This is a genomic window from Rhizobium sp. A37_96 (assembly GCF_053521765.1).
On record NZ_JBNWDS010000002.1, the window covers coordinates 555,088 to 581,434 of the forward strand.

Below are 26,347 nucleotides of genomic sequence, written 5' to 3' on the forward strand. Positions count from 1 at the left end.
GAGCAAAATGACGGGACTTGTTCTGAAGGATATCAAGAAATCCTATGGCAGCGTGCATGTGTTGCACGGCATCGATCTGCAGATCAACGAGGGCGAATTCATCGTCTTCGTCGGCCCATCCGGTTGCGGCAAGTCCACCTTGCTGCGCATGATTGCCGGGCTGGAGAGCATCACGTCGGGCGACATGATGATTGCCGGGCAGAAGGTGAACGAGGTGCCGCCCTCCAGGCGCGGCATCGCCATGGTCTTCCAGTCCTACGCGCTTTATCCGCATATGACCGTCTATGACAACATGGCTTTCGGCATGCGCATTGCCGGGGAGAACAAGCAGGAGATCGACCGTCGCGTCCGCGCCGCCGCCGCCAGCCTGCAGCTCACCCAGTATCTCGAGCGCCTGCCGAAGGCGCTTTCGGGCGGTCAGCGCCAGCGCGTCGCCATCGGCCGCGCCATCTGCCGCAATCCGAAGGTCTTCCTGTTCGACGAGCCGCTTTCGAACCTCGACGCCGCCCTGCGCGTCGCGACCCGCATCGAGATCGCCAAGCTCAGCGACTCCATGCCGGAAACGACGATGATCTACGTCACCCACGACCAGGTGGAAGCCATGACGCTTGCCGACCGCATCGTCGTGCTGTCGGCCGGTCGCGTCGAGCAGGTCGGCGCACCGCTCGAACTCTATGAACGGCCGGCGAACCTGTTCGTGGCAAAGTTCATCGGCTCGCCGGCCATGAATATCATCCCGGCAACGGTGACGGAGACGGGCGCGACGACGACCGTGACGCTGACGGGCGGCAAGTCCGTGACGATCGACGTGCCGACCGAGGCCTCGGAGAAAGGCAAGACGGCAAGCTTCGGCGTGCGTCCGGAAGATCTGCGTATTGCGACGAGCGACGACTATCTTTTCGAAGGGGAAGTTTCCATCGTCGAAGCGCTGGGCGAGGTGACGCAGCTCTATATCGAGGGTCTGGTCGATGGCGAGCCGATCATCGTCAAGATCCCCGGCATTACCGACATCCAACGCGGTCAGAAGATGCGCTTTGCTGCCGACCGGCAGAAGCTGCATCTCTTCGACGCCAGCGGCCATTCCTATCGCAAGTAGTAATATAATACCGCTTGCGGGCGACGCCGGCTCAAACAAGAACGAAGAACAAAATTCATCTTGAGCCGGCGCGCTCAAACCTTCTGTTAAAGACCCGATGCTAGTCTCATCTTCGTAATATACCCCAGGGGTCTACTAAGATGGCTGCGTTCGGCAGGGCTAATTCAGGTCAGCATTTCCTTAACAAAGAAGAATCCTTCATGTATGACCGCGAAGTGCGGTTCCGCATGGAAGACACGATGAACGCGGCACGCCTCGAATACACCGAAAAGGGTGTCATGAACCTGGCGTCGCGCCGCTGCGACATTATCCGCATCTCGCAGAGCAGCGCGGTTCTCGCAATCCTCACCCAGTACAATCTGCCCAAGCAATTCTATCTGGATATCCCGGATGCCCGCATCAGCAAGGTCGGCTGCGTGCTCATGAAGGTATATCCCAACAACACGGTGGAAGTTCGTTTCCTGCGCCTCCTCACGGAGAAGGAAATGAACAAGATCTTCGTCTACAGCACGCACCCGGCCCATAGAAACCGCGTGCTCGACATCCGCGCCTGATCAAACAAGAACGAAAAGGCCCGCGCGATCGAAACCGCGCGGGCCTTTTCGTTTGTCCGATCTCGTCTTAATGGCGGAACAGAACGCTTGCGCCTTGGTCGGCGGGTCCGGCGGCGTGGCGGAAGGGGGCGAAGAGCTCGCGGCCCATGCCGAACTCGTTGTCCGAGAGATCGGCGACGACAGGCTCGCGTTCTGCCATGTCGGCAGCATCGACAAGCACTTCCAGCGTGCCGGCGATCGCATCGATGCGGATGATGTCACCCTCCTTGATGCGGGCGATCGGGCCGCCGTCGACGGCTTCCGGCGTCACATGGATGGCGGCGGGAACCTTGCCTGACGCGCCGGACATGCGCCCGTCGGTCAGAAGCGCCACGCGGAAGCCGCGATCCTGCAGCACGCCGAGCGCCGGCGTCAGCTTGTGCAGCTCGGGCATACCGTTGGCCTTCGGCCCCTGGAAGCGGACGACGGCGACGAAGTCGCGGTTCAGCTTCCCGTCCTTGAAGGCCTGCTGCATCTCCAACTGGTCGTGGAAGATCACGGCCGGCGCCTCGACGATATGGCGCTCTGCCTTGACCGCGGAAATCTTGATGACTGCCTTGCCGATATTGCCGCGCAGCATCTTCAGGCCGCCATTGGCCTGGAACGGCTTGTCGACACCCGCGAGCACCTTCGGGTCATGGCTCTTGTCCGGCGCCGGCTCGCGCACGACGTTGCCGTCGGCGCCAAGCTTGATGTCGACGCAATAGCGGTCGAGACCCTGGCCATAGACGGTGCGCACGTCGTCGTGCAGCAGCCCCTTCTTCAAAAGTTCCTTGATGAGGAAGCCCATGCCGCCGGCCGCGTGGAAATGGTTCACGTCGGCAAGCCCGTTCGGATAGACGCGGGCAAGCAGCGGGATGATGTCGGACAGTTCGGAAATATCCTGCCAGGTGAGAACGATGCCGGCGGCGCGCGCCATGGCGACGATGTGCATCGTGTGGTTCGTCGAGCCGCCTGTAGCATGCAGGCCGACGACGCCGTTGACGATCGAACGCTCGTCGATCATCTCGCCGGCCGGCGTGAACTCGTTGCCCATGGCGGTGATGGCGAGCGCCCGCTTCGTGGCCTCGCGGGTCAGGGCTTCGCGCAGCGGCGTGCCGGGATTGACGAAGGAGGCGCCGGGCATATGGAAGCCCATGATTTCCATCAGCATCTGGTTCGAATTGGCCGTGCCGTAGAAAGTGCAGGTGCCGGGGCCGTGGTAGGATTTCGATTCCGCCTCGAGAAGTTCTGCGCGGCCGACCTTGCCCTCGGCATAGAGCTGGCGCACGCGTGACTTCTCATCGTTCGGCAGGCCCGACGTCATCGGCCCGGCCGGAATGAAGACGGCTGGCAGATGGCCGAAGGAGAGGGCGGCGATGACGAGGCCGGGGACGATCTTGTCGCAGACGCCGAGGAAGACGGCGGCATCGAACATGTTGTGCGACAGGCCCACGGCCGCCGACATGGCGATCAGATCGCGCGAGAAGAGCGAGAGCTCCATGCCCGCCTGACCCTGCGTGACGCCATCGCACATGGCCGGAACGCCGCCGGCGACCTGGGCGATGCCGCCGGCCTGCGCCGCCGCTTCGCGAATGATCGCAGGATAGGTCTCGAAGGGCTGGTGCGCCGAGAGCATGTCGTTATAGGACGTGATGATTCCGAGATTGGGCACGCGGTCTCCCGCCAGCGCCTCTTTCTCGGAGGGGGAACAGATGGCGAAGCCGTGCGCAAGGTTGGCGCAGCCGAGTACGGAGCGTTGGGCTCCCTTTGTCGCGGCGTTGCGCAGGCGGTCCAGGTAGCGTTCGCGCGTCGGCTTCGAGCGCTCGACGATGCGTGCGGTAATCGCGGAAATGCGGGCGTCAGCGGCCATGGTCGATCTGCCTCCGTCTGTTTTGCGCGATGTCCCGGAAGATCGGCTTCGATCTGGCTTGGTCGGGGACCCGGCGCGGGGTTAAAACGTCAATGCGATGCCGTTGCGCCCGTGAGGGCGCATGGCGCAGCACATGTTGCTGTGTCTTTCAGGGTTCGATGACGAGGCCTGCCGGCCGTGTCACGGAGCCCAATAAATCTCGACCGGAGAAGCGGCCCGGCGCAGCACGGCGCGGATCGGCATCTCGGTCTCCTCGCCGGCCGCTTCGGCCTTGGCGAGGACATCCTTCTTGCCTTCTCCCTCGATATGGAGCACCAGCAATCGGGCATCCTGAAGACTGGAGAAGGTGAATGTCAGTCGCGGCTCGCCGGCACCTTCCGCTTCCATCGTGATGATGCCGCGCGGGGTGTTCGGATCAAGTGCGGTCTGGAGATTGCTGCCGCCCGGAAAGAAGGAAGCCGTGTGGCCGTCATTGCCCATGCCGAGGATGGCGACATCGAAGGGATGGCCAACAGCCTTGGTCTTTTCCGTGGCGATGGCAGCGGCCTCCTCGACGGAAGCCGCGGCCTGATAGAGCGGAAGGAACCTGGCGGCGGCCGCCTTGTCCTTCAGCAGGTTTTCCTGGACGAGCAGGTGGTTCGAGCGCGGATTGTCAGCCGGCACGAACCGCTCGTCGACCAGGGTGATCGTCACCTTGCCCCAATCGATCGAACGCGATGACAGCGCCTGGAAGAAGGCCTTCGGCGTGGAGCCGCCGGAGACCGCGATGCTCGCGGAGCCGTGCGCGGCGATGCCGGCCGAGAGGGTCTCGGCCACCTTGTCCGCGAGCTTGCCGGCGAGGTCGGCACCATTGGCGAAAGCATGCATATTCGCTGTCATCGTTATCGTCCCGGATTAGATGTCGTCATGCCATGTGCGGCCGTCGCGCTCGATCAGCGCGATAGCCTGGCTCGGACCCCATGTGCCGGCGGTATAGCCCTGCACCTGCTGTCCGGCTTCTTCCCAACCCTTGAGGATCGGATCGACCCATTCCCACGCCGCTTCCACTTCGTCGCGGCGCATGAACAGCGTCTGGTTGGAGCGGATGACGTCCATCAGCAGGCGCTCATAGGCGTCCGGGTTGCGGACGTTGAAGGCCGATGCAAAGCTCATGTCGAGCGAGACGTTGCGCAGGCGCATGCCGCCCGGACCCGGATCCTTGATCATCAGCGACTGCTTGACGCCTTCATCCGGCTGCAGGCGGATGATCAGCTGGTTGGCGACGGTGCGGCCGGCGGCCTGATCGAAGATGTTGTGCGGGATCGGCTTGAAGGTGATGACGATCTCCGACATGCGGCCGGCAAGACGCTTGCCGGTGCGGATGTAGAAGGGAACGCCGGCCCAGCGCCAGTTGCCGATCTCGGCCTTGATGGCGACGAAGGTTTCGGTGTTGGAAACGCCGCCTTCGAGTTCATCGAGGTAGCCCTTGACCGGGCCGCCCGAGGATGCGCCGGCGCGGTACTGGCCGCGAACCGTCGCCTGCTCGACGTTGGAAGCGTTGATCGGCTTCAGCGCGCGCAGCACCTTGAGCTTCTCGTCGCGGACGGCTTCGGAATCCATCGAGGAGGGGATTTCCATCGCGGTCAGGCAAAGCAGCTGCAGAATGTGGTTCTGCACCATGTCGCGCAGGGCGCCGGCGGTATCGTAGTAACCGGCACGGCCTTCGAGGCCGACCGATTCCGCCACCGTGATCTGCACATGGTCGATATGGTTGGCGTTCCACAATGGCTCGTAGAGGGCATTGGCAAAGCGCAGGGCCATCAGGTTCTGCACGGTTTCCTTGCCGAGATAGTGGTCGATGCGGAAGATCTGCTCTTCCTTGAAGACCTTGCCGATCGTGTCGTTGAGCTGCAGCGCGGACGCAAGGTCGCGGCCGATCGGCTTTTCGACGACGATGCGGGTCTGCTTGGTAATCAGCTTGTGGTCGTGGATCTTCTGCGAGATGTCGCCGAAGATGCCCGGAGCGACGGCGAGGTAGAAGGCGCGAACGCGGTCCTTGCCCTCATCCAGGATCTTCTTGAGCTGGTCCCAGCCGGCATCGCTGCGCGCATCGACCGGAACGTAGAACAGGCGCGCCAGGAACTTCTTGACTTCCGGCTCGTCATATTCGCCCTTCTTCAGGTGTTCCTTGAGGGCGGCGTCGGCAAACTTGCGGTATTCCTCGTTCGACAGCGCGCTGCGCGATGCGCCGATGATGCGAGTCGGTTCGGAAAACTGGCCTTCGATCTGGCGATGATAAAGAGCGGGCAGGAGCTTGCGCTCGGCAAGGTCGCCGCTGCCGCCGAAAACGACATAATCAAATGGTTCAACAGGAATGATTTGGCTGCTCATGAGCTATCTCTCAATCGGTCTTGGTTGAGGCCTCTTTTAATCTAATCGATTTAAAAAGGCCAGTGTGCATCGCAAAATTCAGACTCGGCCTTTTAGAGCGGATTGCCGACGGAGGAAATCATCTTCCGGTTTCAGAACCTGTCGCGCAACGCGAACCACGAGAGCGCCAGGAACAGCAGAGGCGCCCGCATTCGCGCACCGCCGGGGAAAGGCGGGATTTTCAGCTCCTTGAAGAGATGAAGTTCGTCCGCATTCCCGAGAACCGTTTTCGCATAGAGTTTACCGCAATAGTTTGACAGCATCACCCCATGGCCCGAATAGCCGCCGATGGAGGTGACGCCCGGCATGACCTCGCGCACGAAAGGTTGCCGCGGCATGGTGATGCCGACGGAGCCACCCCAGGCGTAGTCGATGTTTATCTCGCCCAGATCGGGATAGATCTCGGCGATCTGCCGGCGGATGTGCTGCGTTATGTCGCGTGGATTGTCTGATGTATACGCTTCGCGGCCGCCGAACAGCAGCCGCCCATCCTTCGATTTGCGGAAATAGCGCACCACGAATCGCGAATCTGCGACGGCTTCGTTGCCGGGAAGCACCGTCGGAAAGCGATCGAGCGGTTCGGTGGCGCCGATGAACGAGCGGATCGGCATGACGTGGCTCGCCGTCACCGGCTCGAGGTTGCCGATATAGCCGTTGCAGGCGATCAGCACCCGGTCGGCGATGATTTCGCCGCCATCCGTTTCGATCGTGGTCTTGCCGCCCGCCTGCCGAAAGCCCTTCGCCTTCGTCATTTCGAAGAGGGCTGCACCGGCTTCGGCGGCGACGCGGGCAAGCCCGATGAGCAGCTTCAGCGGATGGATATGGCCGGTGCCCATATCCCTGACACCGTAGAGATAGAATTGCGAACCCAGCCGCTCCCGGGTTTCGTCCTGCTCCATGAATTTCATGTGCGGATAGCCGTAGCGGGTCGCTGCTATTTCCGCATTGTCCATGTAGTCGCGCTTGTAGCTGCGCTTGTGCGTGACGTTCATCTGGCCGGGCAGGAAGTCGATGTCGATGCCATGTTCCGAAGCGAAATCGAGAAGGTGGTGCTTGGCAGTCTCGGCCAGGTCGAAAAGCGCCTTCGAGCGCTCGTAGCCGATCTTCTCCTCCATCTCCTCGGGCCACCAGCGCTGGCCCGTGCCGAGTTGCCCGCCATTGCGGCCGGACGCGCCGTCGCCGAAGCGGTTGGCGTCGATCAGAACGACGTCGACGCCGCCCTTGGCAAGGTTATAGGCGGCCTGAAGGCCGGTATAGCCGCCGCCGACGATCGCGACATCGGCCCGGCGCGAGCCGTCGAGCTTCGGATAGCTCGCACGCGGGCCGACGGTCGCCTGATAGAAGGAAAGGCCCGGCGCAATGGGGCTCTGCCATGTTTCCTGCAATGTCATGGGCGATCCCCTCACACGTTGAGCAGAAGGAATTCCCGCTCCCACGGGCTGATCACCTGCATGAAGGTCTCGAATTCGCCGCGTTTGACGCCGGCGTAGATGTCGATGAAGTCCTTGCCGAGGACCTCCTCGAAGGCCGGCTCGTCCTCCAGCAGCGCGATGGCTTCCAGAAGGCCGCGCGGCAGGTCGATCGAGCCTTCGTTGGCCGAATCCTCGGTCGGTGCCGTCGGCTCCACTTTCTTCATGATGCCGAGCAGGCCGGAGGCAAGCGAGGCGGCAAGCGCGAGGTAGGGATTGGCATCGGAACTCGGCAGCCGGTTCTCGACGCGGCGCGCCTGCGGATCGGAAACGGGCACGCGGAACGCCGTGGTGCGGTTGTCGTAGCCCCAGGCATTGTTGACCGGGCACGACATGTTCGGCGCCAGCCGCCGATAGGAGTTCACATAGGGCGCAAGCATGGCGAGCGCATTCGGCACGTAGCGCTGCATGCCGCCGATGAAATGGAAGAACTCCTGCGATGGGCTCCCGTCCGGATTGGTGAAGACGTTCTTGCCGGTCTCGATATTCACGACGGACTGATGGATATGCATCGCCGAGCCCGCCTGGCTCTGCATCGGCTTGGCCATGAAGGTCGCGTAGATGCCGTGCTTCAGCGCGGCCTCGCGAATGGTGCGCTTGAACATGAACACCTGGTCGGCAAGCTCGATCGGATCGCCGTGGCGAAGGTTGATTTCAAGCTGCGCCGGACCTTCTTCATGGATCAGCGTGTCGATCTCCAGACCCTGCTTCTCCGAGAAATGGTAGATGTCGTCGATCAGCTCGTCGAACTCGTTGATGCCGGCGATCGAATAGCCCTGACCGCCGAGGATCGAGCGGCCGGAGCGGCCTTTCGGCGGATGCAGCGGATAGTCTGGGTCGTCATTCTTGGCGACCAGATAGAATTCGATCTCAGGGGCGACCACCGGCTTCCAGCCGCGGTCGCGGTAGAGCCCCATGATCTTCTTCAGCAGATTGCGCGGCGTATAGGACACCGCATGTCCTTCGGAATTGACGATGTCGCAGATCACCTGCGCCGTCGGATCGGTTTCCCAGGGAACGACGGACAGCGTCGAAAGGTCGGGCACCAGCTTCAGATCGCTGTCGCGCGGCTCGTAGCGGAAGCTTTCGGTCTCCTCCGGATATTCGCCGGAAATCGTGTGGCGATAGATCGCCGAAGGCAGCGCCAGCGATGTGTTGGACGTGAATTTCGAGGTCGGCATCATCTTGCCGCGCGGCACGCCGGCAAGGTCGGGCGTGATGCATTCTATGTCTTCGATCCCGCGCGCCCGCAGCCATTGGGCCGCTTCCTTCCAGTTTGCCACGCCGCGTGCCGATCTCAGACTTGGAGGAACCGTAGGGATTTTCGAGGCAGGCACTGAAGCTTTCAGCGGGGTCTTTCTCGCAGGCATAAAACACCGTATTTGGGTTGATCGGTGATTGCATCATAACCGCAGTTTGCCAATTGGCGAGGGGGAAAACCGCCCGGACTTTCGCCATATGATGGAAAAATGAAGAGAGCGAGCGGTGAAGAATGAAGGGTCCAAGCGTGGCTGCCAGATATGATGTGATCGTCCTCGGCGCGGGCGCGGCAGGCATGATGTGCGCCATCCGCGCCGGCCAGCGCGGACGATCCGTCCTCGTGCTGGATCATGCCGGCGCACCTGGCGAGAAGATCCGCATTTCGGGAGGCGGCCGCTGCAATTTCACCAATGTCAATGCCGGCCCGAAGAACTTCCTGTCCGCCAATCCGCATTTTGCCAAATCGGCGCTTGCCCGCTTCACGCCTCAGGATTTCATCGCCTTGGTCGAGCGCCATGGCATCGCCTGGCACGAGAAGACGCTCGGCCAGCTCTTCTGCGACGACAGCGCCAAGGATATCATCCGCATGCTGACGGACGAGATGCGCGCGGCCGGAGCGCAATTGCGATTGCGCACCGAGATCGGTGACATCGAGCAAACCTCCGGCGGCTATCGCATCGGAACGTCCGAAGGCGTCTTCGAGACATCCTCGCTGGTCGTCGCCACCGGCGGCAAGTCGATCCCCAAGATGGGAGCCACCGGATTTGCCTATCGCATCGCCGAGCAGTTCGGATTGCCTGTCGTCGAAACCCGGCCGGGTCTCGTGCCCCTGACGCTCGATCCGCAATTGCTCCAGCGTCTGGCACCGTTGTCGGGCATTGCCGCACCCGCCGAGATCCGCCACGGCAAGACGGCATTCCGCGAAGCCCTGCTCTTTACCCATCGCGGCCTCAGCGGCCCCGCCATCCTGCAGATTTCCTCCTATTGGCGGGAAGGCGAGGACATTACCGTGGTGATCGAGCCCGACGTCGATATCTTCGCGCTTCTCAAGAAAGCCAAGCAGGTAAGTGGCCGGCAATCGGCGCAGACGGCTCTTGCGGAGATCCTGCCGAAGCGGTTGGCGCAGCACCTCGTCGAAAGCGAAGGCATCTCGGGCAACATGGCCGATCAATCCGACAAGCATCTGCAGCGGCTTGCGGCAGCCGTCCAGGCCTGGGCGGTCAAGCCGTCGGGTTCGGAGGGCTATCGGACCGCTGAGGTGACGCTCGGCGGCATCGACACCGCCTGCCTCGATTCCCGTACGATGCAGGCAAAGACCATTCCCGGCCTCTTCTTCATCGGCGAATGCGTCGACGTCACCGGCTGGCTCGGCGGCTATAATTTCCAATGGGCATGGGCGTCCGGCCATGTTGCCGGCGAAGCGGCCTGAGCCTCAATTTCGAGGCCATGCCGGCACTGCGACAAAATGGAACCTGCCCCTTGGTTCTCGCGTTTTCCTTTCCTACATCTTTAGTGAATACATTGGCAGTTGCCGAAAGTACCGTTTGCCGGTTATCGTGTCAGTGCGAAAATGGGAATATACTCATGAACAGAACACAGCGTCGCGCTCGCGCCATTGCAATCGCTCAGACCCAGGACAACGCCAAGCTCTTGGCGGCAAGGCTATTGATGTTGGCGACCGGCGTTACAGCCGCCTGTATCGCCTATCTCGCCATCCGCGGCTTCTGATCTTCAGCCGCTTTTATGCTCCGAGCCGTCGCAGGACGACGGCTGTTGTTCGCGCACAAATATAGATTTTGGCGCCCGCTTTTCAGCGTTTGATTGTATGCTGCAGGCCACACAACACCCTTATCTGAAAATTAATTAATCACACGGACAATCCCAGCCGATTTATTGGGGCGCTCTACTGCAAGATAGAGCCGAAGCAATGATTGCTTCCTGACATCACTCGGGAACCCCGCCTGCGGATATTTCAAGAACGATGGTTATACATCCGGTCAGCGCCTAGGTGGCGCCGACGGGGAGCGGTGTGTGAGAGGTTTGAGCCACTATGTTCATTGATAAGATATTGTCGCGTTTCAACATCAAGACGAAGGTTCTGATATTCGTCCTGCCGTTCGTCATCAGTATTTCCGCCGTAGGTCTCACCGGGCTTTATGCGTCGGGTCTGCTTCAGGGGCGCATGGAGATTTCCAACAGCGTCCTGCAGTCTCTGACCGGCTTCAAGAATCTTTATGGCTCGATGGACGACTTCCTGCGCATCACCAACGAGCAGCAGCGCGACAAGCTTTACCAGGACATCAAGTCTCAGCAGAGCGTGCTCAATTCGACACTCGGCCAGCTTGGCCAGGAGGCCGAGGGTCGCGACAACCTGACCGAGGCTGCCGCCAAGACCGCCGACATGTCCAACCTCGTCGGCAGGCTGTGGTCGCTGCATGACCAGGAGCTCTCGGTGCGCAAGACGATCGACGACGCGCAGCGTGCGTTGATCAGCGCCCGCTTCAACGTCAACTTCAACAGCCAGCAGCTGGAAGACCAGATGCGCCAGGATCAGGCCGATGCGACCTCGACGCTGCGCTCGGCCGATCGCCTGCTGAAGGGCGGCGACCTGCTGGTTGCCGTCGCCGAGGATTTCAACAAGGCGGCCACGCCGGCAGACAAGGTCAAGCTCCTGAAGGACCGCTTGACGGATCTGAACAGGGCGCAGCGCTCCATCGACCTCGCACTGCCGCAGAATCAAAAGAGCGTCGTTCAGTCGCTCGTGAGCACGATCAAGGATCTCTCCGCCTTCACTGAAAGCACCGACGTCCCGACGGACGACACCGTTGCCAATATCAGCCGGTTGCTTTCGCGCTTTCGCCAGACCTCGACCTATACGCAGCTGACGGCGACGCAGATGATGCGTCAGGCCACCACGAGCTTCGTATCGCTCGACGCCCGCGTCGCGCAGACCAATTCGGTCCTGCAGGACACACGCCGGCTGGAAGACTCGATCTATTCGCTGCAGCTCGTGCTCGCCGATTTCAACGCGAATACCAATAAGGACAACCTCGTCCGCCTGCGCCAGGAAATCTCGAAGCTCGCCGGCGATATCGACACGCTGAACCAGAGCGCCAAGAGCATGGATTTCGCCAACGATATCGATGCCGCCATCCGCCCGGCGATCAAATCCATGGACGATGCCGGCGGCAAGCTGGTCGACACCATCACGCAGCGTATCGGCGAATATGCGAGCGCCCGCCAGCAGCTCGATCAGGTCTGGGGCCAGCTCACCGCTTTTGCCGAGACGCAGAAGCAGAGCGCGGGTAGCGAACGCAACCAGGCGAACTCCATATCCATCCTGGCAACGGCTCTCGGCATCATCCTCTCGGTTGCCGGCGGCATTGCGCTCGTCCTGACCCTGCAGCGCCCGATCGGCCAGATCACCGCCGCCATGCGGCGCATCGCCGATGGCATGCTGGAGACGGCGATCTCCGGTGAACAGCGTCACGACGAAATCGGCGACATGGCCCGCGCTCTCGGCATCTTCAAGGAAAACGCCATTTCGAAGATCCGCATCGAGGAGCAGAGCGACGAAGAGCGTGCCGCGGCCGAACACGAGCGCCAGCGCAACGATGCCGAAAAGCGCGAGCTCGACCGCCAGATCGACTATGCGGTGAGCGAGCTTGCTGCCGGCCTCGAGCGTCTTGCTCAGGGCGATATTTCCGCGACCATCGAGACGCCCTTCATCGGCCGTCTCGAGCAGCTGCGCCAGGACTTCAACAGTTCGCTGTCGCGCCTGCAGCAGACGCTGAGCCAGGTCCGCAGCAATGTGGAGCTGATCCAGAGCAACGGCAATCAGATGGCGGCCTCCGCCGAGAACCTGTCGAAGCGCACCGAGCAGCAGGCGGCGTCGCTGGAGCAGACCGCCGCCGCGGTCGACGAGATCACCGTCACCGTTCGGTCTTCCGCGGAACGTGCCAAGGATGCTGATGCCATCGTGCGCGAAGCCAAGCGCAGCGCCGATGACAGTTCCGTCGTCGTCGGCAACGCCATCGATGCGATGACCCGCATCGAGGACGCCTCCCGCAAGATCGAGCAGATCATCGGCGTCATCGACGAGATCGCCTTCCAGACCAACCTTTTGGCGCTCAATGCCGGGATCGAGGCCGCCCGCGCCGGTGATGCCGGCAAGGGCTTCGCGGTCGTCGCCATGGAAGTGCGCGAGCTTGCGCAGCGCTCCGCCGCTGCGGCGAAGGAAATCAAGGGGCTGATCAACAAGTCGACGCAGGAGGTCAATTCCGGCTCGCAGTTCGTCCAGGAGGCCGGTTCGGTGCTCGCGCAGATCAGCGGCCAGATCGTCACCATCAGCCAGCATGTGGAAATGATCGCCCGCGCCAGCCACGACCAGGCAAGCGCCCTGCAGGAGGTCAATTCCTCGGTCAATCACATGGACCAGATGACGCAGCAGAACGCCGGCATGGTGGAAGAGACCACGGCGGCAAGCCGCGAACTTGCCGGCGAGGCCGACGCCCTGTTGCATCTCATCCAGCAGTTCAAGATCGAGGCCGGATACAGCGCCGGCTATATGCGGGAACAGGCAGCCTGATCGCTGCCATCGTCGTGATCGCAGGCGAACCGACCGGTCTCCGGCCGGTTCGCCTTTTTCATGGCTGCGCGGTGGAGGCGTAAGCGGGCGACCATCCGCCCGAGCCAATGGAAGAAGGGCAGGGGATCTCGCGCGTAGTCGAGGTAGAACAGATCCTCGTTGCGGCGCCATTGTTCTTCGCGCGCCAGGCTTTGCAGTTCAATGGCCTTGGCCAAAGCAATACCGTCCATCATGAGATGTCTCCGTGTTTTGAGGCATCTCTTCAACTACACATGGGAATTTGCTTTATAAACAGCCGTTTTCGCCCTATGTTTTTCAATTATGAAAAACACGGCATGGGATTCCTACCAGCTCTTTCTGGATGTCGCCCGCGGTGGCGGCTTGACCGGCGCAGTCGCGTCGAGCGGCCTCAGTCCCGCCACGATCGGCCGGCGCATGCTGGAACTGGAAAAGCAGATCGGCCGGCCGCTTTTCGAGCGCAGCCAGGCGGGTTACGCATTGACGGGCGATGGCCAGGCGCTGTTCGACCAGCTGCTGGAGATGGAAGCCGCTGCCCGCAAGGTCGATAGCTGGCAGCGCGATGCGCAGGGCACATCCATCGTCCGCATTGCCGCCGGCACATGGGTCGGCTGGCTGCTGAGCCAGAACATGCCGACGATCTGTTCGGAGCGCGACGGATTCCGCATCGATCTGCACCTTGGCGAGCGCCGGGCCAGCCTTGCCCATCGCGAGAGCGACATCGGCATCCGCGCCTTCGAGCCGGAGGAAACCAATCTTGCGGCCATCAAGACCGGCGATGTCGCCTATGCCGCCTATCAGGCCCGCAACATGCGCTTTGCCGGCCCCCAGCGCTGGATCGCGGTGGCGGAGGAGGAGGCGATTTCGGCCTATCTGCGCTGGCCGCATCAGAACCGCCGGGAGGAGATCGCCTTCACCGTCAGCCGCCCGCGTTCGCTGCACGATCTGGTGCTCGCCGGGGCGGGCACGGCCGTTCTGCCCTGTTTCGTCGGCGACCAGGAGCCGAGGCTGGAGCGGGTCGGCGAGGAGATCGCGGCATTGCGCCATCGACAATGGATCGTCATGAACAATGCCGACCGTCACCGCAGGGAAATTCGCACCGTGGTCGACCGCATGGCCAAGCTGTTGAAAAGCCACTCCGAGCTGTTTGCCGGCAAGCGCCCGACCTATCTGTGAGAAACCGGCGGCGATCGGCCGCCGGTTTGCTTGTGCTCAGCGCGCCGCGTCACCCCAGCGATATTCGACGGTTGCGTCGTCCAGTTTTGCCTTCAGCTCGGGATCGAGCTTGAGATCGATTGCCGCGAGCGTGTCGGTGAGCTGATCCGGCCGGCTGGCGCCGATGATGGCGGAGGTGATGACCGGATTGGCCGCCACCCAGGCGACGGCGAGCTTGGTGAGCGACTGGCCGGCCTCCTCGGCGATGCCGCGCAATTTCTCGATCGTCGCGAATTCGCGTTCATGCCAATAGCGCTGCAGATAGTTGGTCCCGGCGCTGCGCAGCTGCGCGCTGAAGCGGCCCTCCGTCGGCGCGACATCGTGCTTGTGCTTGCCGGTGAGAAGACCGCCGGCGATCGGGTTGTAGGGAATGACGGCGATGCGCTGTTCTTCGGCAAGCGGCAGCAGTTCGCGCTCGATCTGGCGGAACAGGAGGTTGTAGCGCGGCTGCACCGAGACGAAGCGGGCGGTGCGCAGGACGTCGGCGCGGCCGAGCGCCAATGCCAGCCGGTAGGCCAGGAAGTTCGACACGCCGACATAGCGGGCCTTGCCCGAGCGCACGATGACCTCGAGCGCCTCCAGCGTCTCGTCGATCGGCGTTTCGCGATCGTCCGAATGCAGCTGATAAAGGTCGACATAGTCGGTGCCGAGACGCCGCAGCGACGCGTCGATGGCATCGAGAAGGTGCTTGCGCGATGCGCCTTGGTCCCAGGAGGAAGGGCCGACCTTGCCGACGGCCTTGGTCGCGACGATGAAGCGGTCACGCTTGCCCTTCAGCCAGCGGCCGACGATCTCTTCGGTGCGGCCGGCAAGCTGCTCGCCGCCGCCGAGCGGATAGACGTCGGCCGTGTCGATGAAATTGACGCCGGCATCGGTCGCCTTGTCGAGAATCGCATGGGCTATGTCTTCCTGCTCGATCTGCAGGCCGAACGTCATTGTACCCAGGCACAGGCGCGAGACGCTGAGACCGGTATTGCCGAATTTTTGATACTGCATGATGCACCCTTCAACGATGGATTGGGTTTGCCCGCTGGGCGGGGCTGCGAAACGGGCATGAGACTATTCTTGGAGTGAGACGCCGCGATGTTAGCAAAGCTGGTTTGCGCATTCACGCGGGAAGCGGGGCTGGAGTTCACAATCGCGTGCGAACGGTCGGCGTGGCTGTTTGTCGTGCGCTCCACCGTTTCTCCGTAAATCCGCCAAAGCTCATGATGGCTTGCTTTTTCCCCCTTGTGGCCGTCCGATTTCCTTTCTAGTCTAACGGGAAAAACAGAGGGTTGGGTGTCGCCTGGATACCCCTGAACAAAACAGGAGAGACTATGAAGTCCATGTTCGCACGGCTTGCAGCAACGGCTTTCGCGGTCGTTTCGCTGGCGGCGGCCGCTCAGGCAGAAGACAAAGTCGTCAATATCTACAACTGGTCTGATTATATCGACAATTCGATCCTGGACGATTTCACCAAGGAAACCGGCATCAAGGTCGTCTACGATACGTTCGACCAGAACGAGACCCTGGAAACGAAGCTGCTTGCGGGCAAGACCGGCTACGACGTCGTGGTTCCGACGGCCTACTTCCTGCAGCGCCAGATCAAGGCCGGCGTCTTCCAGAAGCTCGACAAGTCCAAGCTGCCGAACCTCTCCAACATGTGGGATACGGTGCAGCAGCGCATCGCAACCTACGATCCCGGCAACCAGTACGCCATCGACTACATGTGGGGTACCAGCGGCGTCGGCTATAATATCGACAAGGTAAAGCAGATTCTCGGCACGGACGAGGCGCCGGATATCAACGTGATCTTCGATCCGGCGCTGGCCGCCAAGTTCAAGGATTGCGGCATCTACGTGCTCGACTCGCCGACCGACGTCATCCCGGCAGCCTTGCGCTATCTGGGTCTCGATCCGAACTCGACCAAGCCGGAGGACTTCAAGAAGGCTGAGGATCTCCTGACCGCGATCCGCCCCTTCGTTCGCAAGTTCCACTCCTCCGAATATATCAATGCACTCGCCAACGGCGATATCTGCATCGCCTTCGGCTATTCCGGCGACGTTCTGCAGGCGCGCAACCGTGCAACCGAAGCCAAGAACGGCGTGAACATCGGCTACTCGATCCCCTCCAAGGGCGCGCAGATGTGGTTCGACGTCATGGCGATCCCGGCGGATGCGCCGCATGTCGAAGAGGCGCATATCTTCCTCAACTACATCATGAGACCCGAAGTCATCGCCAAGGCCAGCGACTTCACGGCCTATGCCAACGGCAACAAGGCGTCGCAGCAGTTCGTGAGCAAGGACGTGCTCGACGATCCGGCCGTCTATCCGACCGACGCGGTCCGCGAGAAGCTGTTCACGCTGACCCCCTGGGATCCGAAAACGCAGCGCGTGGCAACGCGCTTGTGGACAAAGGTCACAACTGGCCAATAAGTTGAGATGGCCCGGACGGCAACGTCCGGGCCTTTCCTTAAGAGGATAATGCAGGAATCACGAGCGCGCCGGGATGGGGAAGAGCCGGCGCGACGCGCGCCCACCCGGGCATCCATTTGGGGATAGATGATGAAGTCACTCGGTAATATCCGGCGTTCCTTTGCTCCTTGGACCGATCCTTCGGCCAAGCCTTACATTTCCTTCAAGAATGTCACGAAGAAGTTCGGTGATTTCACCGCTGTCGACGACCTCTCCCTGAATATCTACAACCGCGAGTTCTTCGCGCTTCTGGGCGCGTCGGGTTGCGGCAAGTCCACGCTTCTGCGCATGCTGGCGGGCTTCGAGCAGCCGACGACGGGCGAGATCGTGCTGGACGGCCAGGATCTTGCCGGCACGCCGCCCTATCGCCGCCCCGTCAACATGATGTTCCAGTCCTATGCGCTCTTTCCGCATATGTCGGTGGAGAAGAACATAGCCTTCGGCCTGCGGCAGGACGGCATGGCGAAGAACGAGATCGCCGATCGCGTCACGCAGATGCTGAAGCTCGTCAAGCTGGAGCAGTTTGCGAGGCGCAAGCCCAATCAGCTCTCCGGCGGCCAGCGCCAGCGCGTGGCCCTGGCCCGCTCCATCGCAAAGCGCCCGAAGGTGCTGCTGCTCGACGAGCCGCTCGGCGCGCTCGACAAGAAACTGCGCGAGGAAACCCAGTTCGAGCTCATGGACCTGCAGCAGAGCCTGGGCCTGACGTTCGTCGTCGTTACCCATGACCAGGAAGAAGCGATGACCATGGCCGACCGCATCGCGGTCATGAGCCACGGCAAGGTGGTGCAGGTGGCAACGCCGGCCGAAATCTACGAGGCGCCCAACTGCCGCTTCGTCGCCGATTTTATCGGCGACGTGAACATCCTCGACGGCAACGTCACCTCGGCCCAATCGGGCATCGTCGAGATATCGGTCGATTCCGGCTTTACGGTCCGCACCGCCTCGGGCGACGCGCCGTCCGAGGGAAGCCGCGCCAGCCTTGCCATCCGTCCGGAAAAGCTGCGGGTAACGCCGCGTCCGCCCGCCAACGCGTCCCTCAATGCCGCCGAAGGCGAGATCTGGGACATCGCCTATCTCGGCGACATGACGGTTTTCCACGTCAAGTTGAAGAGCGGGCAGGTGGTCAAGGCCTCGTCGCTGAACGCAGTGCGCGCCGTGGAAGAGCCTTTCACCTACGACCAGAACGTCTGGGTCTCCTTCGACGAAAATGCCGGCGTGTTGCTGAAGGATTGACCATGAGAGCGCTCGGTTCCTCCATCTATCAGCGCCTCGTCATCATCGTTCCCTATGCCTGGTTGCTGATCTTCTTTCTCGCGCCGTTCCTTATCGTCTTCCGCATCTCGCTGTCGACGAAGGCCATGTCGGTGCCGCCCTATGATCCGTCCTTCGCCTGGAGCGACAGCTTCGGCGACTGGTGGGACAAACTGCAGGCGATGTCGTTCGACAATTACGTATGGTTGACCGGCGATCCGCTCTACATGAATGCCTATCTGCAGAGCCTGCAGATCGCCGGGATTTCGACGCTGCTGACGCTGATCATCGCCTATCCCATCGCCTACGGCATGGCGCAGGCGCCGCGCACGATCCGGCCCACCTTGCTGATGCTGGTCATCCTGCCGTTCTGGACGAGCTTCCTGATCCGCGTCTATTCCTGGATGTCGATCCTCAGCACGACGGGCCTGCTGAACCAGCTGCTGATGGCGCTCGGCATCATCCACGAGCCGCTGGTCATCCTCAATACCAATACGGCGGTCTATATCGGCATGGTCTATTCCTATCTGCCCTTCATGGTGCTGCCGCTCTATTCGGCGCTGGAGAAGATGGACGGCACGCTGATCGAGGCGGCTCAGGATCTCGGCTGCACGCCGATCGGCGCTTTCTGGCGCGTCACCTTTCCGCTCTCCATACCGGGGGTGGTTGCCGGCTGCATGCTGGTCTTCATCCCCGCCGTCGGCGAATTCGTCATTCCGGATCTGCTCGGCGGTTCGGAAACCTTGATGATCGGCAAGGTGCTCTGGACGGAATTCTACAGCAATACCGACTGGCCGCTGGCCTCGGCGGTGGCGACCATCCTCCTTCTGGTGCTGGTGGTGCCCATCGTGTTCTTCCAGCATTTCCAGGCCAAGGCCGACGAGAAGGGGAGATAGTCGATGATCCGCTGGTCCCGTTTCAACATCGTCTCGGTCACGCTCGGCTTGGCCTTCCTCTACCTGCCGATCCTGCTGCTGGTCATCTACTCCTTCAACAGGTCGCGGCTGGTCACCGTCTGGGGCGGTTTCTCGACGCAATGGTACGTGCATCTTTTCAGCAACGACACCATGCTGAGCGCTGCCTGGCTGACGGTCCGCATCGCGCTCCTGTCGGCGACCATCGCCACGGTGCTCGGCACCATGGCGGCCCTGACCCTCGTGCGCTACACGCGTTTCCGCGGCCGCATCCTGTTTTCCGGCATGATCTATGCGCCGCTCGTCATGCCTGACGTCATCACCGGCCTGTCGCTGCTGCTGCTCTTCGTCACGTCGGGCGTCGATCGCGGTTTCTGGACGATCGTCATGGCGCACACGACGCTGACCATGTGCTTCGTCGCCGTCGTCGTGCAGTCGCGCCTGCTGACCTTCGACCGCTCGATCGAGGAGGCGGCGCTGGATCTCGGTGCTCCGCCGGTGCGAACTTTCTTCGAGGTGACGCTGCCGATCATCGCGCCGGCCGTATTTTCGGGCTGGGTGCTGGCTCTGACCCTGTCGCTCGACGATCTGGTGATTGCGACCTTCGCGTCCGGCGCCGGCGCCAAGACGCTGCCGATGCTGATCTACAGCCAGGTCAAGCTCGGCGTCACGCCGGAGATCAATGCCATCTGCACCATCCTGATCGGCGTCGTCACCATTGGCGTCATCTGTGCGTCCATCGTGACGAAACGCCGCGAAGTCCAGCGCCAGAGGGACGAACAGGCGGCCGCCGCAGCCTGAGGCGCGGCGGTCCGGACTGCAAGCCCCGGAAGATCATTGCTCCGGCAATGGCTGTATCGGCTTCTGCAACAGCGTCGCGACCGGCGAGACGACCGGGTTAGGCCAGCTGCCGCCGATGAAGAAGGGCAGCATCGGCAGTTCGTCGGCGTCGGAGGGCGAGGTCGCCTCGATCGCGCCCGAGAGCGCCAGGCCATTGGTGCGGAAGGGAACGACGCCATTGAAGGTAATCGTTTCGTTCTGTCCCGCGATCGAGGCATTCTTCACCTCGGCTGACCCCTTCGCAAAGCTTGCGTCGACATTGATGCTGTCGAAATCGAAGGATGCGTCGGCGACATCGCTCATCCGGAAAAACGCCTTCTCGGCCGCCAGTGTCCGGAACGCGGAGATGTCGAACTGGCGCAGCGACCCCGCCGTCGACGCGAAGTGCAGTGTGCCGGCCACGTCGCTGAGCGTGGCGACCCAGATCGGCTTGGAGGTGCTGAGCGCCAGGTCCAGCGACCCTGACGACGGCATCGGCAGCGGGCCTGTCAGCTTCAATCGGGTAAAGAGCCCGCCGAAATCGGCGTTTCGGATGGAAATCTGCAATTTGCCGCCGCCGTCGAAATCACCCGGGGCGACCTCCAGATGCGCGGTCAGCGAACCGTTTTCGAAGCCGCTGTCGCCGATGTCGAACTTCGCCTTGCCGCCCGCCACCAGCAGGCTGGCGCCGATATTCTCGAACTGGAAGGGGCCGAGCGCCGCCTTGTTCGAGGACAGGCGCATGTCGAGGTCGAGCCGCTGCAGCGGATTGCCGTTCAAAAGCGCATCGATCGCGGTTTCGGCCGCAAGGCGCATGGAAAAGGCGGCCAGGAACGGATTAAGGTTCATCTGGTCGAAGGCAAGCGTGCCGGAGATCTTGGGCTTGCCAGCCGCCGTGTAATTGAGATCCATGACCCCCGAAGCGGCGGAATCGTTGACGTTGAAATTGAGATTGTTGAAGCGCAGGCCGTTGTCGATCGCCGCAATGTCGGCGCTGAGCGAAACATTCTTTAGCGCATCGGCCGCCGGCAGGCGTTGCCCGCTCCAGGCCAGGAAGGCGGGCACATTCGGCACGCTGAGCTCCAGATTGCCCGAAAGCGCCGAAAAATCCGATATGCTGGTCGTTCCGGCATAGGTCCAGTTGATCAGCGACGAGGCGAAGCTGGTTTTCGCGTCCACGCTCTTGCCGGCGAAGAAGAGCAGTGGTTGAGCGGAGTCGAAATTGAGCTTGATGTCCTGGCCGTTGAAGCGCGCAAGAATGACGGCGGCCATCGGTCGCGACAGCCGCGGCCAGGAGATGTCCGCATTGATGCCGTTGAGCTTGTAGACATCGCCGCTGCGGTCGTCGGTCATCTCGATGCTGCCGTCCTCGATGGTCAGCATGCCGATGGCGGCGTCCTGATCCTTCCGCATCGTTATGCCTTGGCCGGAGGAGGTCTCGGCCTGCGCGATCGCCTTGGAGAGGCGGCCTTCGTTCGTCCAATCGATCAGACCGTTCTCGTCGCGGCGGATATAGAGGATCGGACGCAGGAAATGGAACTCATGAAACCGCGCATGTCCGCGGATGGCCGACAGCAATGAGAAATCCGCCGAGAGACTGTCGACATGGCCGAGGACCTTGCCGTTTTTCGTCGGCTCGCGGATGGTCACCTGATTGAGCGTGACGCGCGCCGTCGGCCAGAATTCCAGCGTCGGATCGCCCTCGATCTGGGCACGATAGCCCGTCCATTCCGAGAGCGCCTTTTCGATGCCGGAACGCACAAGCCCGCTGGAAATGAGGAAAGGCGCGGTCGCTCTGAAGACAGCGAACACGATAAGGATCGTGAGAAGAATGATGCCGGTCGTGCGGGCGACAGCTGGCAGCCAACGCGAGGCCGATCGCATCGTCAACCGCCACTTATTGTTTTTCGAAGCTCTCATGATCCCGTGGGGACTCTCGAACTGATAGGGATGATCTGCCTGCGTTTGCCGGATATAGGAAATGTTTGGCGGATGCAAACACCACGCACTGGCAATAGCCACAACACCGTGATTTTATAATGCGCTGCAGCATCGTTATATAGAACGAAAAGCGGGGGAGAGAAATATGCAGGATCAGCAGCCGCTCTGGACACCATCGGAAGAATCTCGCCGCCAGAGCCCGATGTTCGCCTTCATGCAGGAATGCAACCGGCGTTTCGGCTTGTCCTTGTCCGATTTCGCCGGCCTCCATGCCTGGTCGATTGCCGACCGGGAAAATTTCTGGACTGCGGTCTGGGATTTCTGCGGCCTGAAGGGCGAACGCGGGGAACGGGCGCTCATCCATGGCGACATCATGCTGGAAGCCCGCTTCTTTCCCGACGCCAGGCTGAATTTTGCCGAAAACCTGCTGTCGCGGAGCGGCGAGGGCGATGCGCTGGTGTTCTGGGGCGAGGACAAGGTGCGCGACCGCTGGTCGTGGGACCGGCTGGCCGCAATGGTTTCGCGTCTCCAACAGGCCTATCGTGCCCTCGGTATCGGCAAGGGAGATCGTGTGGCGGCAATGATGCCGAACATGCCCGAAACCATCGCCTGCATGCTGGCGGCCGCGTCGATCGGCGCGATCTGGTCTTCCTGCTCTCCGGATTTCGGCGAGCAGGGTGTCATGGACCGCTTCGGCCAGATCGAGCCGAAGCTCTTCATCGCCTGCAGCGGCTATTGGTATGGCGGCAAGCTGCAGGATGTCACGGCCAAGGTCAGCGCCATAGCGCAGCGCCTGAATGCCCCTGCCGTCATCATCCCTTATGCCGGGAGTGCCGGGGCCGTCGTGGCTGCGACGCCGGGTGCAAAGAGTCTCGATGATTTTGTCGCGCCCTTCGAGGCAAAGTCGGTCGAGTTCGTCGCGGTTCCCTTCTCGCATCCGTTGTTCATCCTGTTTTCCTCCGGCACGACCGGCGTTCCGAAGTGCATCGTGCATTCCACCGGCGGGGCGTTGCTGCAACTCGTCAAGGAACACCGGCTGCATTGCGGCGTCGTGCCCGGCGAAAAGGTCTTCTACTTCACCACCTGCGGCTGGATGATGTGGAACTGGCTGGTGACCGGCCTTGCTGCCGGTGCGACGCTTTGCCTCTATGATGGATCGCCCTTCGCACCCGACGGCAACATCCTGTTCGACTACGCGCAGGAAGAGAAGTTCGCGCTGTTCGGCACGTCCGCCAAATATATCGACGCCGTACACAAGAGCGGCCTCACGCCGAAGACATCGCATGACCTGTCGAACCTGCGGCTGATGACATCAACCGGTTCGCCGCTGTCGCCGGAGGGCTTCACTTTCGTCTATGAGGGCATCAAGGACGATATCCAGCTCGCTTCGATTTCCGGCGGCACCGACATCGTCTCATGCTTCGTGCTTGGCAACCCGCTGCAGCCTGTCTGGCGCGGCGAAATCCAGGGCCCCGGATTAGGCCTTGCCGTCGATGTCTGGAACGACGAAGGCAAGCCGGTGCGCCGTGAGAAGGGCGAGCTCGTCTGCACCAAGGCGTTTCCCTCCATGCCGGTCATGTTCTGGAACGATCCCGAACGCGCCAAATATCGTGCCGCCTATTTCGAGCGCTTCGACAATATCTGGTGCCATGGCGATTTCGCCGAATGGACCGTTCATGGTGGCCTGGTCATCCATGGCCGTTCGGACGCGACGCTCAATCCCGGCGGCGTACGCATCGGTACGGCAGAAATCTACAATCAGGTCGAGCAGATCCCAGAGGTCCTGGAGGCGCTCTGCATCGGCCAGGATTGGGACGACGATGTCCGCGTCGTGCTCTTCGTCCGCCTGGCACCCGGCGTTTCCCTGACCGAGGATCTGGTCAAGGCGATGAAGACCCGCATTCGTACCGGCGCCTCGCCGCGTCACGTCCCGGCCAAGATCATCGCCGTTACCGATATTCCACGCACGAAATCCGGCAAGATCGTCGAGCTTGCGGTGCGCGAGGTGGTGCATGGCCGGCCAGTCAAGAACAAGGAAGCGCTCGCCAACCCGGAGGCGCTGGACCTTTTTGCGGGGCTCGAAGAACTGAAAAGTTAAGGCAGACCTTAAAACTGAGGGGCAAACGATGACCCCCGTTTGGTAATCCTGCGTTAAGAAAGCTTGGTCAAAGGTAAAGGCCGACTTGAGACCGTTCGCATGAGCTAGAGCGGATTGGAGCTGCCGTTGGCTCCCGAGACATGAAGTTCACCGACTCGAGCTTTCTTTAGGCAGCATCAACTTCAAAGGCAGCGCGATTCGCTGCCTTTTTTTCGTTTCGTCGCCGCGAATCCGCGTCTGCTCTGTACATTAGCCCGTTGAGCAAGTATGTGCACGCCTGAAGAAGAGGTTCGCAACGTGCGAACCACGATGATCGCTGCCCGCTGGCGTGCGAAGAATTCCGAAAGACAGATGATGACTGAATTCGAAGGCATCGCTCCGGCGATTGCTGAGGCTTTGGCAAAGCGCGGTTACGAAACGCTGACGCCGGTACAGAAGGCCATGCTCGATCCTGGCCTTGCCGGCAAGGATGCGCTCGTCTCGGCCCAGACCGGCTCGGGCAAGACGGTTGCCTTCGGCCTGGCGCTGGCGCCCGGCCTGCTCGACGGCGGCGAGCGTTTCGGCCGTGCAGGGGCACCGCTGGCACTGGCAATCGCACCGACCCGCGAACTGGCGCTGCAGGTTCAGCGCGAGCTGGAATGGCTCTATGCGCAGACCGGCGCGACCATTGCTTCCTGCGTCGGCGGCATGGACATGCGCACGGAACGGCGGACGCTGGAACGCGGCGCCCATATCGTCGTCGGCACGCCCGGCCGTCTCTGCGATCACATTCGCCGTAACTCGCTCGACATATCCGAGCTGCGCGCCGTCGTGCTTGACGAGGCCGACGAGATGCTTGATCTCGGTTTCCGCGAGGATCTGGAATTCATTCTGGAAAGCGCGCCGTCCGATCGCCGCACCCTGATGTTCTCCGCGACCGTGCCGCGCTCGATCGCCAAGCTTGCCGAAAACTATCAGCGCGATGCCGTTCGCATCGCCACTGCCTCCGAAGCCAAGCAGCATGTCGATATCGACTACCGCGCGCTGACCGTGGTTCCGAGCGACAGGGAAAACGCCATCATCAACGTGCTGCGCTACTACGAAGCGCGCAATGCCATCGTTTTCTGCTCGACGCGCGCCGCCGTCAATCATCTGACGGCGCGGTTCAACAATCGCGGGTTCTCTGTCGTCGCGTTGTCGGGCGAGCTTAGCCAGAACGAGCGCACACACGCCCTGCAGGCCATGCGCGACGGCCGCGCCCGCGTCTGCATCGCCACCGACGTCGCTGCTCGCGGCATCGACCTGCCGGGTCTGGAACTGGTCGTTCATGCCGATCTGCCGACCAATCCGGATACGCTGCTGCACCGCAGCGGCCGCACCGGCCGCGCCGGCAACAAGGGCGTCAGCGCCCTCATCGTGCCGCTCAGCGCCCGCCGCCGCACCGAGCGCCTGCTGGAAGCCGCCCGCATCCGCGCCACCTGGGCAAAGCCGCCGTCGGCTGACGAAGTGAGCCAGCGCGACGACGAGCGACTTCTTGCCGATCCGGTCTTTACCGGAGCGCTCGGCGAAGATGAGCAGTCGATCGTGCAGCAATTGCTGGAGCGCCATGGCGCCGAGCAGGTTGCCGCTGCATTCCTGCGGCAGTACCGGGCCGGCCACTCCGCGCCCGAGGAGCTGCAGGACGTGCCTGCCGAAGGCGAACGCAAGAAGTCCCGCCGGGACGACTTTCCCGTTACGCCGCGCGATGATGGCCCTTCCGCGGGGCGGAACGATTTTACCGACGGTGTCTGGGTATCGCTTTCCGTCGGCCGCAAGCAGAATGCCGAGCCGCGCTGGCTGATCCCCATGCTTTGCCGCAACGGCAACCTGACGAAGCGCGACATCGGCGCCATCAAGATGCAGCCCGAGGAAACCTTCGTGGAGCTTTCGCCGGAAGGTGCCGAGCGTTTCCTCTCGGCCATCGGCCAGGACAAAACCCTGGAGCGCGGCATCCGCGTCAAGCCGCTCGCCGGCGTGCCGGATTTTCAGCAGGTCAAGCGGGAAGGCGGTTTCGCGAAGAAGAAGCCTTTCGCCGACAAGGGCGCCCGCGCCAACGACGGCCCCAAGCCGAAATGGAAGTCCGATCGCAAGCCGGAGCGGGCGCATGCGGGTGAGGGCGCCGTCTCCGAACGTTCGGACAAGAAGCCCTGGGCAAAGAAGCCCGGTAAGCCGAGTTTTACCAAGAACGACGGCCCACCCAAGGGCGGCAGTCCGAATTCCAGGGCGGCGCGCAAGGCTGCGAAGGTGCGCGGGGAATAAACGTCTTCGCCGCGCTCAAGAAAGCGCGGCGCCCCTTCTCGTGCATCCACGCATGCGCCCTTCGCTTTCGATGACCGGCTTGACCGACCGA

At 62.0% G+C, this 26,347-nt stretch carries 20 protein-coding genes; 12 read left to right on the plus strand and 8 right to left on the minus strand.

Annotated elements, in window-relative coordinates; all coding sequences use genetic code 11:
• Positions 1-7: 7 nt before the first annotated feature.
• Positions 8-1,096, plus strand: a complete 1,089-nt coding sequence (locus tag ACQZ6J_RS09160; RefSeq protein ID WP_163984666.1) for an ABC transporter ATP-binding protein — start codon at positions 8-10, stop codon at positions 1,094-1,096.
• 200 nt (positions 1,097-1,296) lie between these two features.
• The gene (locus ACQZ6J_RS09165; protein WP_163984665.1) at positions 1,297-1,650 is read left to right on the plus strand and encodes a hypothetical protein; all 354 of its coding nucleotides are present in this window, start codon (positions 1,297-1,299) and stop codon (positions 1,648-1,650) included.
• A 67-nt stretch (positions 1,651-1,717) separates the two neighbouring features.
• Here the strand turns inward: ACQZ6J_RS09165 and edd are convergent, their stop codons facing one another.
• The 5 genes from edd to ACQZ6J_RS09190 form a co-directional block, all read right to left on the minus strand.
• Positions 1,718-3,541 carry a phosphogluconate dehydratase gene (gene edd, locus ACQZ6J_RS09170; protein ID WP_449083505.1) on the minus strand — a complete coding sequence of 608 codons (1,824 nt, stop codon included), beginning with the start codon at positions 3,539-3,541 and terminating at the stop codon, positions 1,718-1,720.
• Positions 3,542-3,721: 180 nt separating this feature from the next.
• Positions 3,722-4,420 carry a 6-phosphogluconolactonase gene (gene pgl / locus ACQZ6J_RS09175; protein ID WP_449083507.1) on the minus strand — a complete coding sequence of 233 codons (699 nt, stop codon included), beginning with the start codon at positions 4,418-4,420 and terminating at the stop codon, positions 3,722-3,724.
• Positions 4,421-4,435: 15 nt separating this feature from the next.
• Positions 4,436-5,911: a glucose-6-phosphate dehydrogenase gene (gene zwf, locus ACQZ6J_RS09180; protein ID WP_163984662.1), complete on the minus strand. Its 1,476-nt coding sequence runs from the start codon at positions 5,909-5,911 to the stop codon at positions 4,436-4,438.
• Positions 5,912-6,042: 131 nt separating this feature from the next.
• Positions 6,043-7,341 (minus strand): FAD-dependent oxidoreductase, encoded by a 1,299-nt coding sequence (locus ACQZ6J_RS09185; protein WP_449083509.1) that lies wholly within the window; start codon positions 7,339-7,341, stop codon positions 6,043-6,045.
• A gap of 11 nt (positions 7,342-7,352) precedes the next feature.
• Positions 7,353-8,789, minus strand: coding sequence for a glutamine synthetase family protein (locus ACQZ6J_RS09190; RefSeq protein ID WP_163984660.1), 1,437 nt, complete (start codon positions 8,787-8,789; stop codon positions 7,353-7,355).
• A gap of 122 nt (positions 8,790-8,911) precedes the next feature.
• Here ACQZ6J_RS09190 and ACQZ6J_RS09195 point away from each other — a divergent pair, with 122 nt between their 5' ends.
• The 3 genes from ACQZ6J_RS09195 (at position 8,912) to ACQZ6J_RS09205 (ending at position 13,267) form a co-directional block, all read left to right on the plus strand.
• Complete coding sequence (locus tag ACQZ6J_RS09195) at positions 8,912-10,108, plus strand: NAD(P)/FAD-dependent oxidoreductase (protein ID WP_449083511.1); 1,197 nt, start codon at positions 8,912-8,914, stop codon at positions 10,106-10,108.
• Between the two features lie 155 nt (positions 10,109-10,263).
• Positions 10,264-10,407 carry a hypothetical protein gene (locus tag ACQZ6J_RS09200; protein WP_204326221.1) on the plus strand — a complete coding sequence of 48 codons (144 nt, stop codon included), beginning with the start codon at positions 10,264-10,266 and terminating at the stop codon, positions 10,405-10,407.
• Between the two features lie 322 nt (positions 10,408-10,729).
• Positions 10,730-13,267, plus strand: a complete 2,538-nt coding sequence (locus ACQZ6J_RS09205; protein ID WP_163984658.1) for a methyl-accepting chemotaxis protein — start codon at positions 10,730-10,732, stop codon at positions 13,265-13,267.
• Here the strand turns inward: ACQZ6J_RS09205 and ACQZ6J_RS09210 are convergent.
• Complete coding sequence (locus ACQZ6J_RS09210; protein WP_449083514.1) at positions 13,243-13,500, minus strand: hypothetical protein; 258 nt, start codon at positions 13,498-13,500, stop codon at positions 13,243-13,245. The genes ACQZ6J_RS09205 and ACQZ6J_RS09210 overlap by 25 nt on opposite strands.
• Positions 13,501-13,588: 88 nt before the next feature.
• On the opposite strand from ACQZ6J_RS09210, the gene ACQZ6J_RS09215 reads away from it, so the two are divergent.
• Positions 13,589-14,461 (plus strand): LysR family transcriptional regulator, encoded by an 873-nt coding sequence (locus ACQZ6J_RS09215; protein WP_449083516.1) that lies wholly within the window; start codon positions 13,589-13,591, stop codon positions 14,459-14,461.
• Between the two features lie 36 nt (positions 14,462-14,497).
• Here the strand turns inward: ACQZ6J_RS09215 and ACQZ6J_RS09220 are convergent, their stop codons facing one another.
• On the minus strand, positions 14,498-15,496 hold the full coding sequence (locus tag ACQZ6J_RS09220; protein ID WP_449083518.1) for an aldo/keto reductase: 999 nt from the start codon (positions 15,494-15,496) through the stop codon (positions 14,498-14,500).
• Between the two features lie 323 nt (positions 15,497-15,819).
• Here ACQZ6J_RS09220 and ACQZ6J_RS09225 point away from each other — a divergent pair, with 323 nt between their 5' ends.
• The 4 genes from ACQZ6J_RS09225 to ACQZ6J_RS09240 all read left to right on the plus strand — a co-directional run bounded on the left by ACQZ6J_RS09225 (position 15,820) and on the right by ACQZ6J_RS09240 (position 19,922).
• The gene (locus tag ACQZ6J_RS09225) at positions 15,820-16,917 is read left to right on the plus strand and encodes a polyamine ABC transporter substrate-binding protein (RefSeq protein WP_163984654.1); all 1,098 of its coding nucleotides are present in this window, start codon (positions 15,820-15,822) and stop codon (positions 16,915-16,917) included.
• Between the two features lie 129 nt (positions 16,918-17,046).
• Entirely contained in the window at positions 17,047-18,189 is a 1,143-nt protein-coding gene (locus ACQZ6J_RS09230; RefSeq protein ID WP_163984653.1) for an ABC transporter ATP-binding protein, read from the plus strand.
• Between the two features lie 2 nt (positions 18,190-18,191).
• Complete coding sequence (locus ACQZ6J_RS09235) at positions 18,192-19,103, plus strand: ABC transporter permease subunit (protein ID WP_163984652.1); 912 nt, start codon at positions 18,192-18,194, stop codon at positions 19,101-19,103.
• A 3-nt stretch (positions 19,104-19,106) separates the two neighbouring features.
• Positions 19,107-19,922: an ABC transporter permease subunit gene (locus ACQZ6J_RS09240; RefSeq protein WP_112802704.1), complete on the plus strand. Its 816-nt coding sequence runs from the start codon at positions 19,107-19,109 to the stop codon at positions 19,920-19,922.
• Between the two features lie 33 nt (positions 19,923-19,955).
• On the opposite strand, the gene ACQZ6J_RS09245 is transcribed toward ACQZ6J_RS09240, so the two are convergent.
• Positions 19,956-21,860 carry an AsmA family protein gene (locus ACQZ6J_RS09245; protein ID WP_163984650.1) on the minus strand — a complete coding sequence of 635 codons (1,905 nt, stop codon included), beginning with the start codon at positions 21,858-21,860 and terminating at the stop codon, positions 19,956-19,958.
• A 166-nt stretch (positions 21,861-22,026) separates the two neighbouring features.
• Here ACQZ6J_RS09245 and ACQZ6J_RS09250 point away from each other — a divergent pair, with 166 nt between their 5' ends.
• Together ACQZ6J_RS09250 and ACQZ6J_RS09255 are read left to right on the plus strand one after the other, a co-directional pair.
• The gene (locus tag ACQZ6J_RS09250; RefSeq protein WP_449083522.1) at positions 22,027-23,979 is read left to right on the plus strand and encodes an acetoacetate--CoA ligase; all 1,953 of its coding nucleotides are present in this window, start codon (positions 22,027-22,029) and stop codon (positions 23,977-23,979) included.
• A gap of 354 nt (positions 23,980-24,333) precedes the next feature.
• Complete coding sequence (locus ACQZ6J_RS09255) at positions 24,334-26,256, plus strand: DEAD/DEAH box helicase (RefSeq protein WP_449084157.1); 1,923 nt, start codon at positions 24,334-24,336, stop codon at positions 26,254-26,256.
• Positions 26,257-26,347: the final 91 nt, after the last annotated feature.

Bases quoted from the DNA above. Each gene is read 5' to 3' on its own strand.
- ACQZ6J_RS09160 (WP_163984666.1), top strand. From the start codon at position 8: ATGACGGGACTTGTTCTGAAGGATATCAAGAAATCCTATGGCAGCGTG.
- ACQZ6J_RS09165 (WP_163984665.1), top strand. From the start codon at position 1,297: ATGTATGACCGCGAAGTGCGGTTCCGCATGGAAGACACGATGAACGCG.
- edd (WP_449083505.1), bottom strand. From the start codon at position 3,541: ATGGCCGCTGACGCCCGCATTTCCGCGATTACCGCACGCATCGTCGAG.
- pgl (WP_449083507.1), bottom strand. From the start codon at position 4,420: ATGACAGCGAATATGCATGCTTTCGCCAATGGTGCCGACCTCGCCGGC.
- zwf (WP_163984662.1), bottom strand. From the start codon at position 5,911: ATGAGCAGCCAAATCATTCCTGTTGAACCATTTGATTATGTCGTTTTC.
- ACQZ6J_RS09185 (WP_449083509.1), bottom strand. From the start codon at position 7,341: ATGACATTGCAGGAAACATGGCAGAGCCCCATTGCGCCGGGCCTTTCC.
- ACQZ6J_RS09190 (WP_163984660.1), bottom strand. From the start codon at position 8,789: ATGCCTGCGAGAAAGACCCCGCTGAAAGCTTCAGTGCCTGCCTCGAAA.
- ACQZ6J_RS09195 (WP_449083511.1), top strand. From the start codon at position 8,912: ATGAAGGGTCCAAGCGTGGCTGCCAGATATGATGTGATCGTCCTCGGC.
- ACQZ6J_RS09200 (WP_204326221.1), top strand. From the start codon at position 10,264: ATGAACAGAACACAGCGTCGCGCTCGCGCCATTGCAATCGCTCAGACC.
- ACQZ6J_RS09205 (WP_163984658.1), top strand. From the start codon at position 10,730: ATGTTCATTGATAAGATATTGTCGCGTTTCAACATCAAGACGAAGGTT.
- ACQZ6J_RS09210 (WP_449083514.1), bottom strand. From the start codon at position 13,500: ATGATGGACGGTATTGCTTTGGCCAAGGCCATTGAACTGCAAAGCCTG.
- ACQZ6J_RS09215 (WP_449083516.1), top strand. From the start codon at position 13,589: ATGAAAAACACGGCATGGGATTCCTACCAGCTCTTTCTGGATGTCGCC.
- ACQZ6J_RS09220 (WP_449083518.1), bottom strand. From the start codon at position 15,496: ATGCAGTATCAAAAATTCGGCAATACCGGTCTCAGCGTCTCGCGCCTG.
- ACQZ6J_RS09225 (WP_163984654.1), top strand. From the start codon at position 15,820: ATGAAGTCCATGTTCGCACGGCTTGCAGCAACGGCTTTCGCGGTCGTT.
- ACQZ6J_RS09230 (WP_163984653.1), top strand. From the start codon at position 17,047: ATGAAGTCACTCGGTAATATCCGGCGTTCCTTTGCTCCTTGGACCGAT.
- ACQZ6J_RS09235 (WP_163984652.1), top strand. From the start codon at position 18,192: ATGAGAGCGCTCGGTTCCTCCATCTATCAGCGCCTCGTCATCATCGTT.
- ACQZ6J_RS09240 (WP_112802704.1), top strand. From the start codon at position 19,107: ATGATCCGCTGGTCCCGTTTCAACATCGTCTCGGTCACGCTCGGCTTG.
- ACQZ6J_RS09245 (WP_163984650.1), bottom strand. From the start codon at position 21,860: ATGAGAGCTTCGAAAAACAATAAGTGGCGGTTGACGATGCGATCGGCC.
- ACQZ6J_RS09250 (WP_449083522.1), top strand. From the start codon at position 22,027: ATGCAGGATCAGCAGCCGCTCTGGACACCATCGGAAGAATCTCGCCGC.
- ACQZ6J_RS09255 (WP_449084157.1), top strand. From the start codon at position 24,334: ATGACTGAATTCGAAGGCATCGCTCCGGCGATTGCTGAGGCTTTGGCA.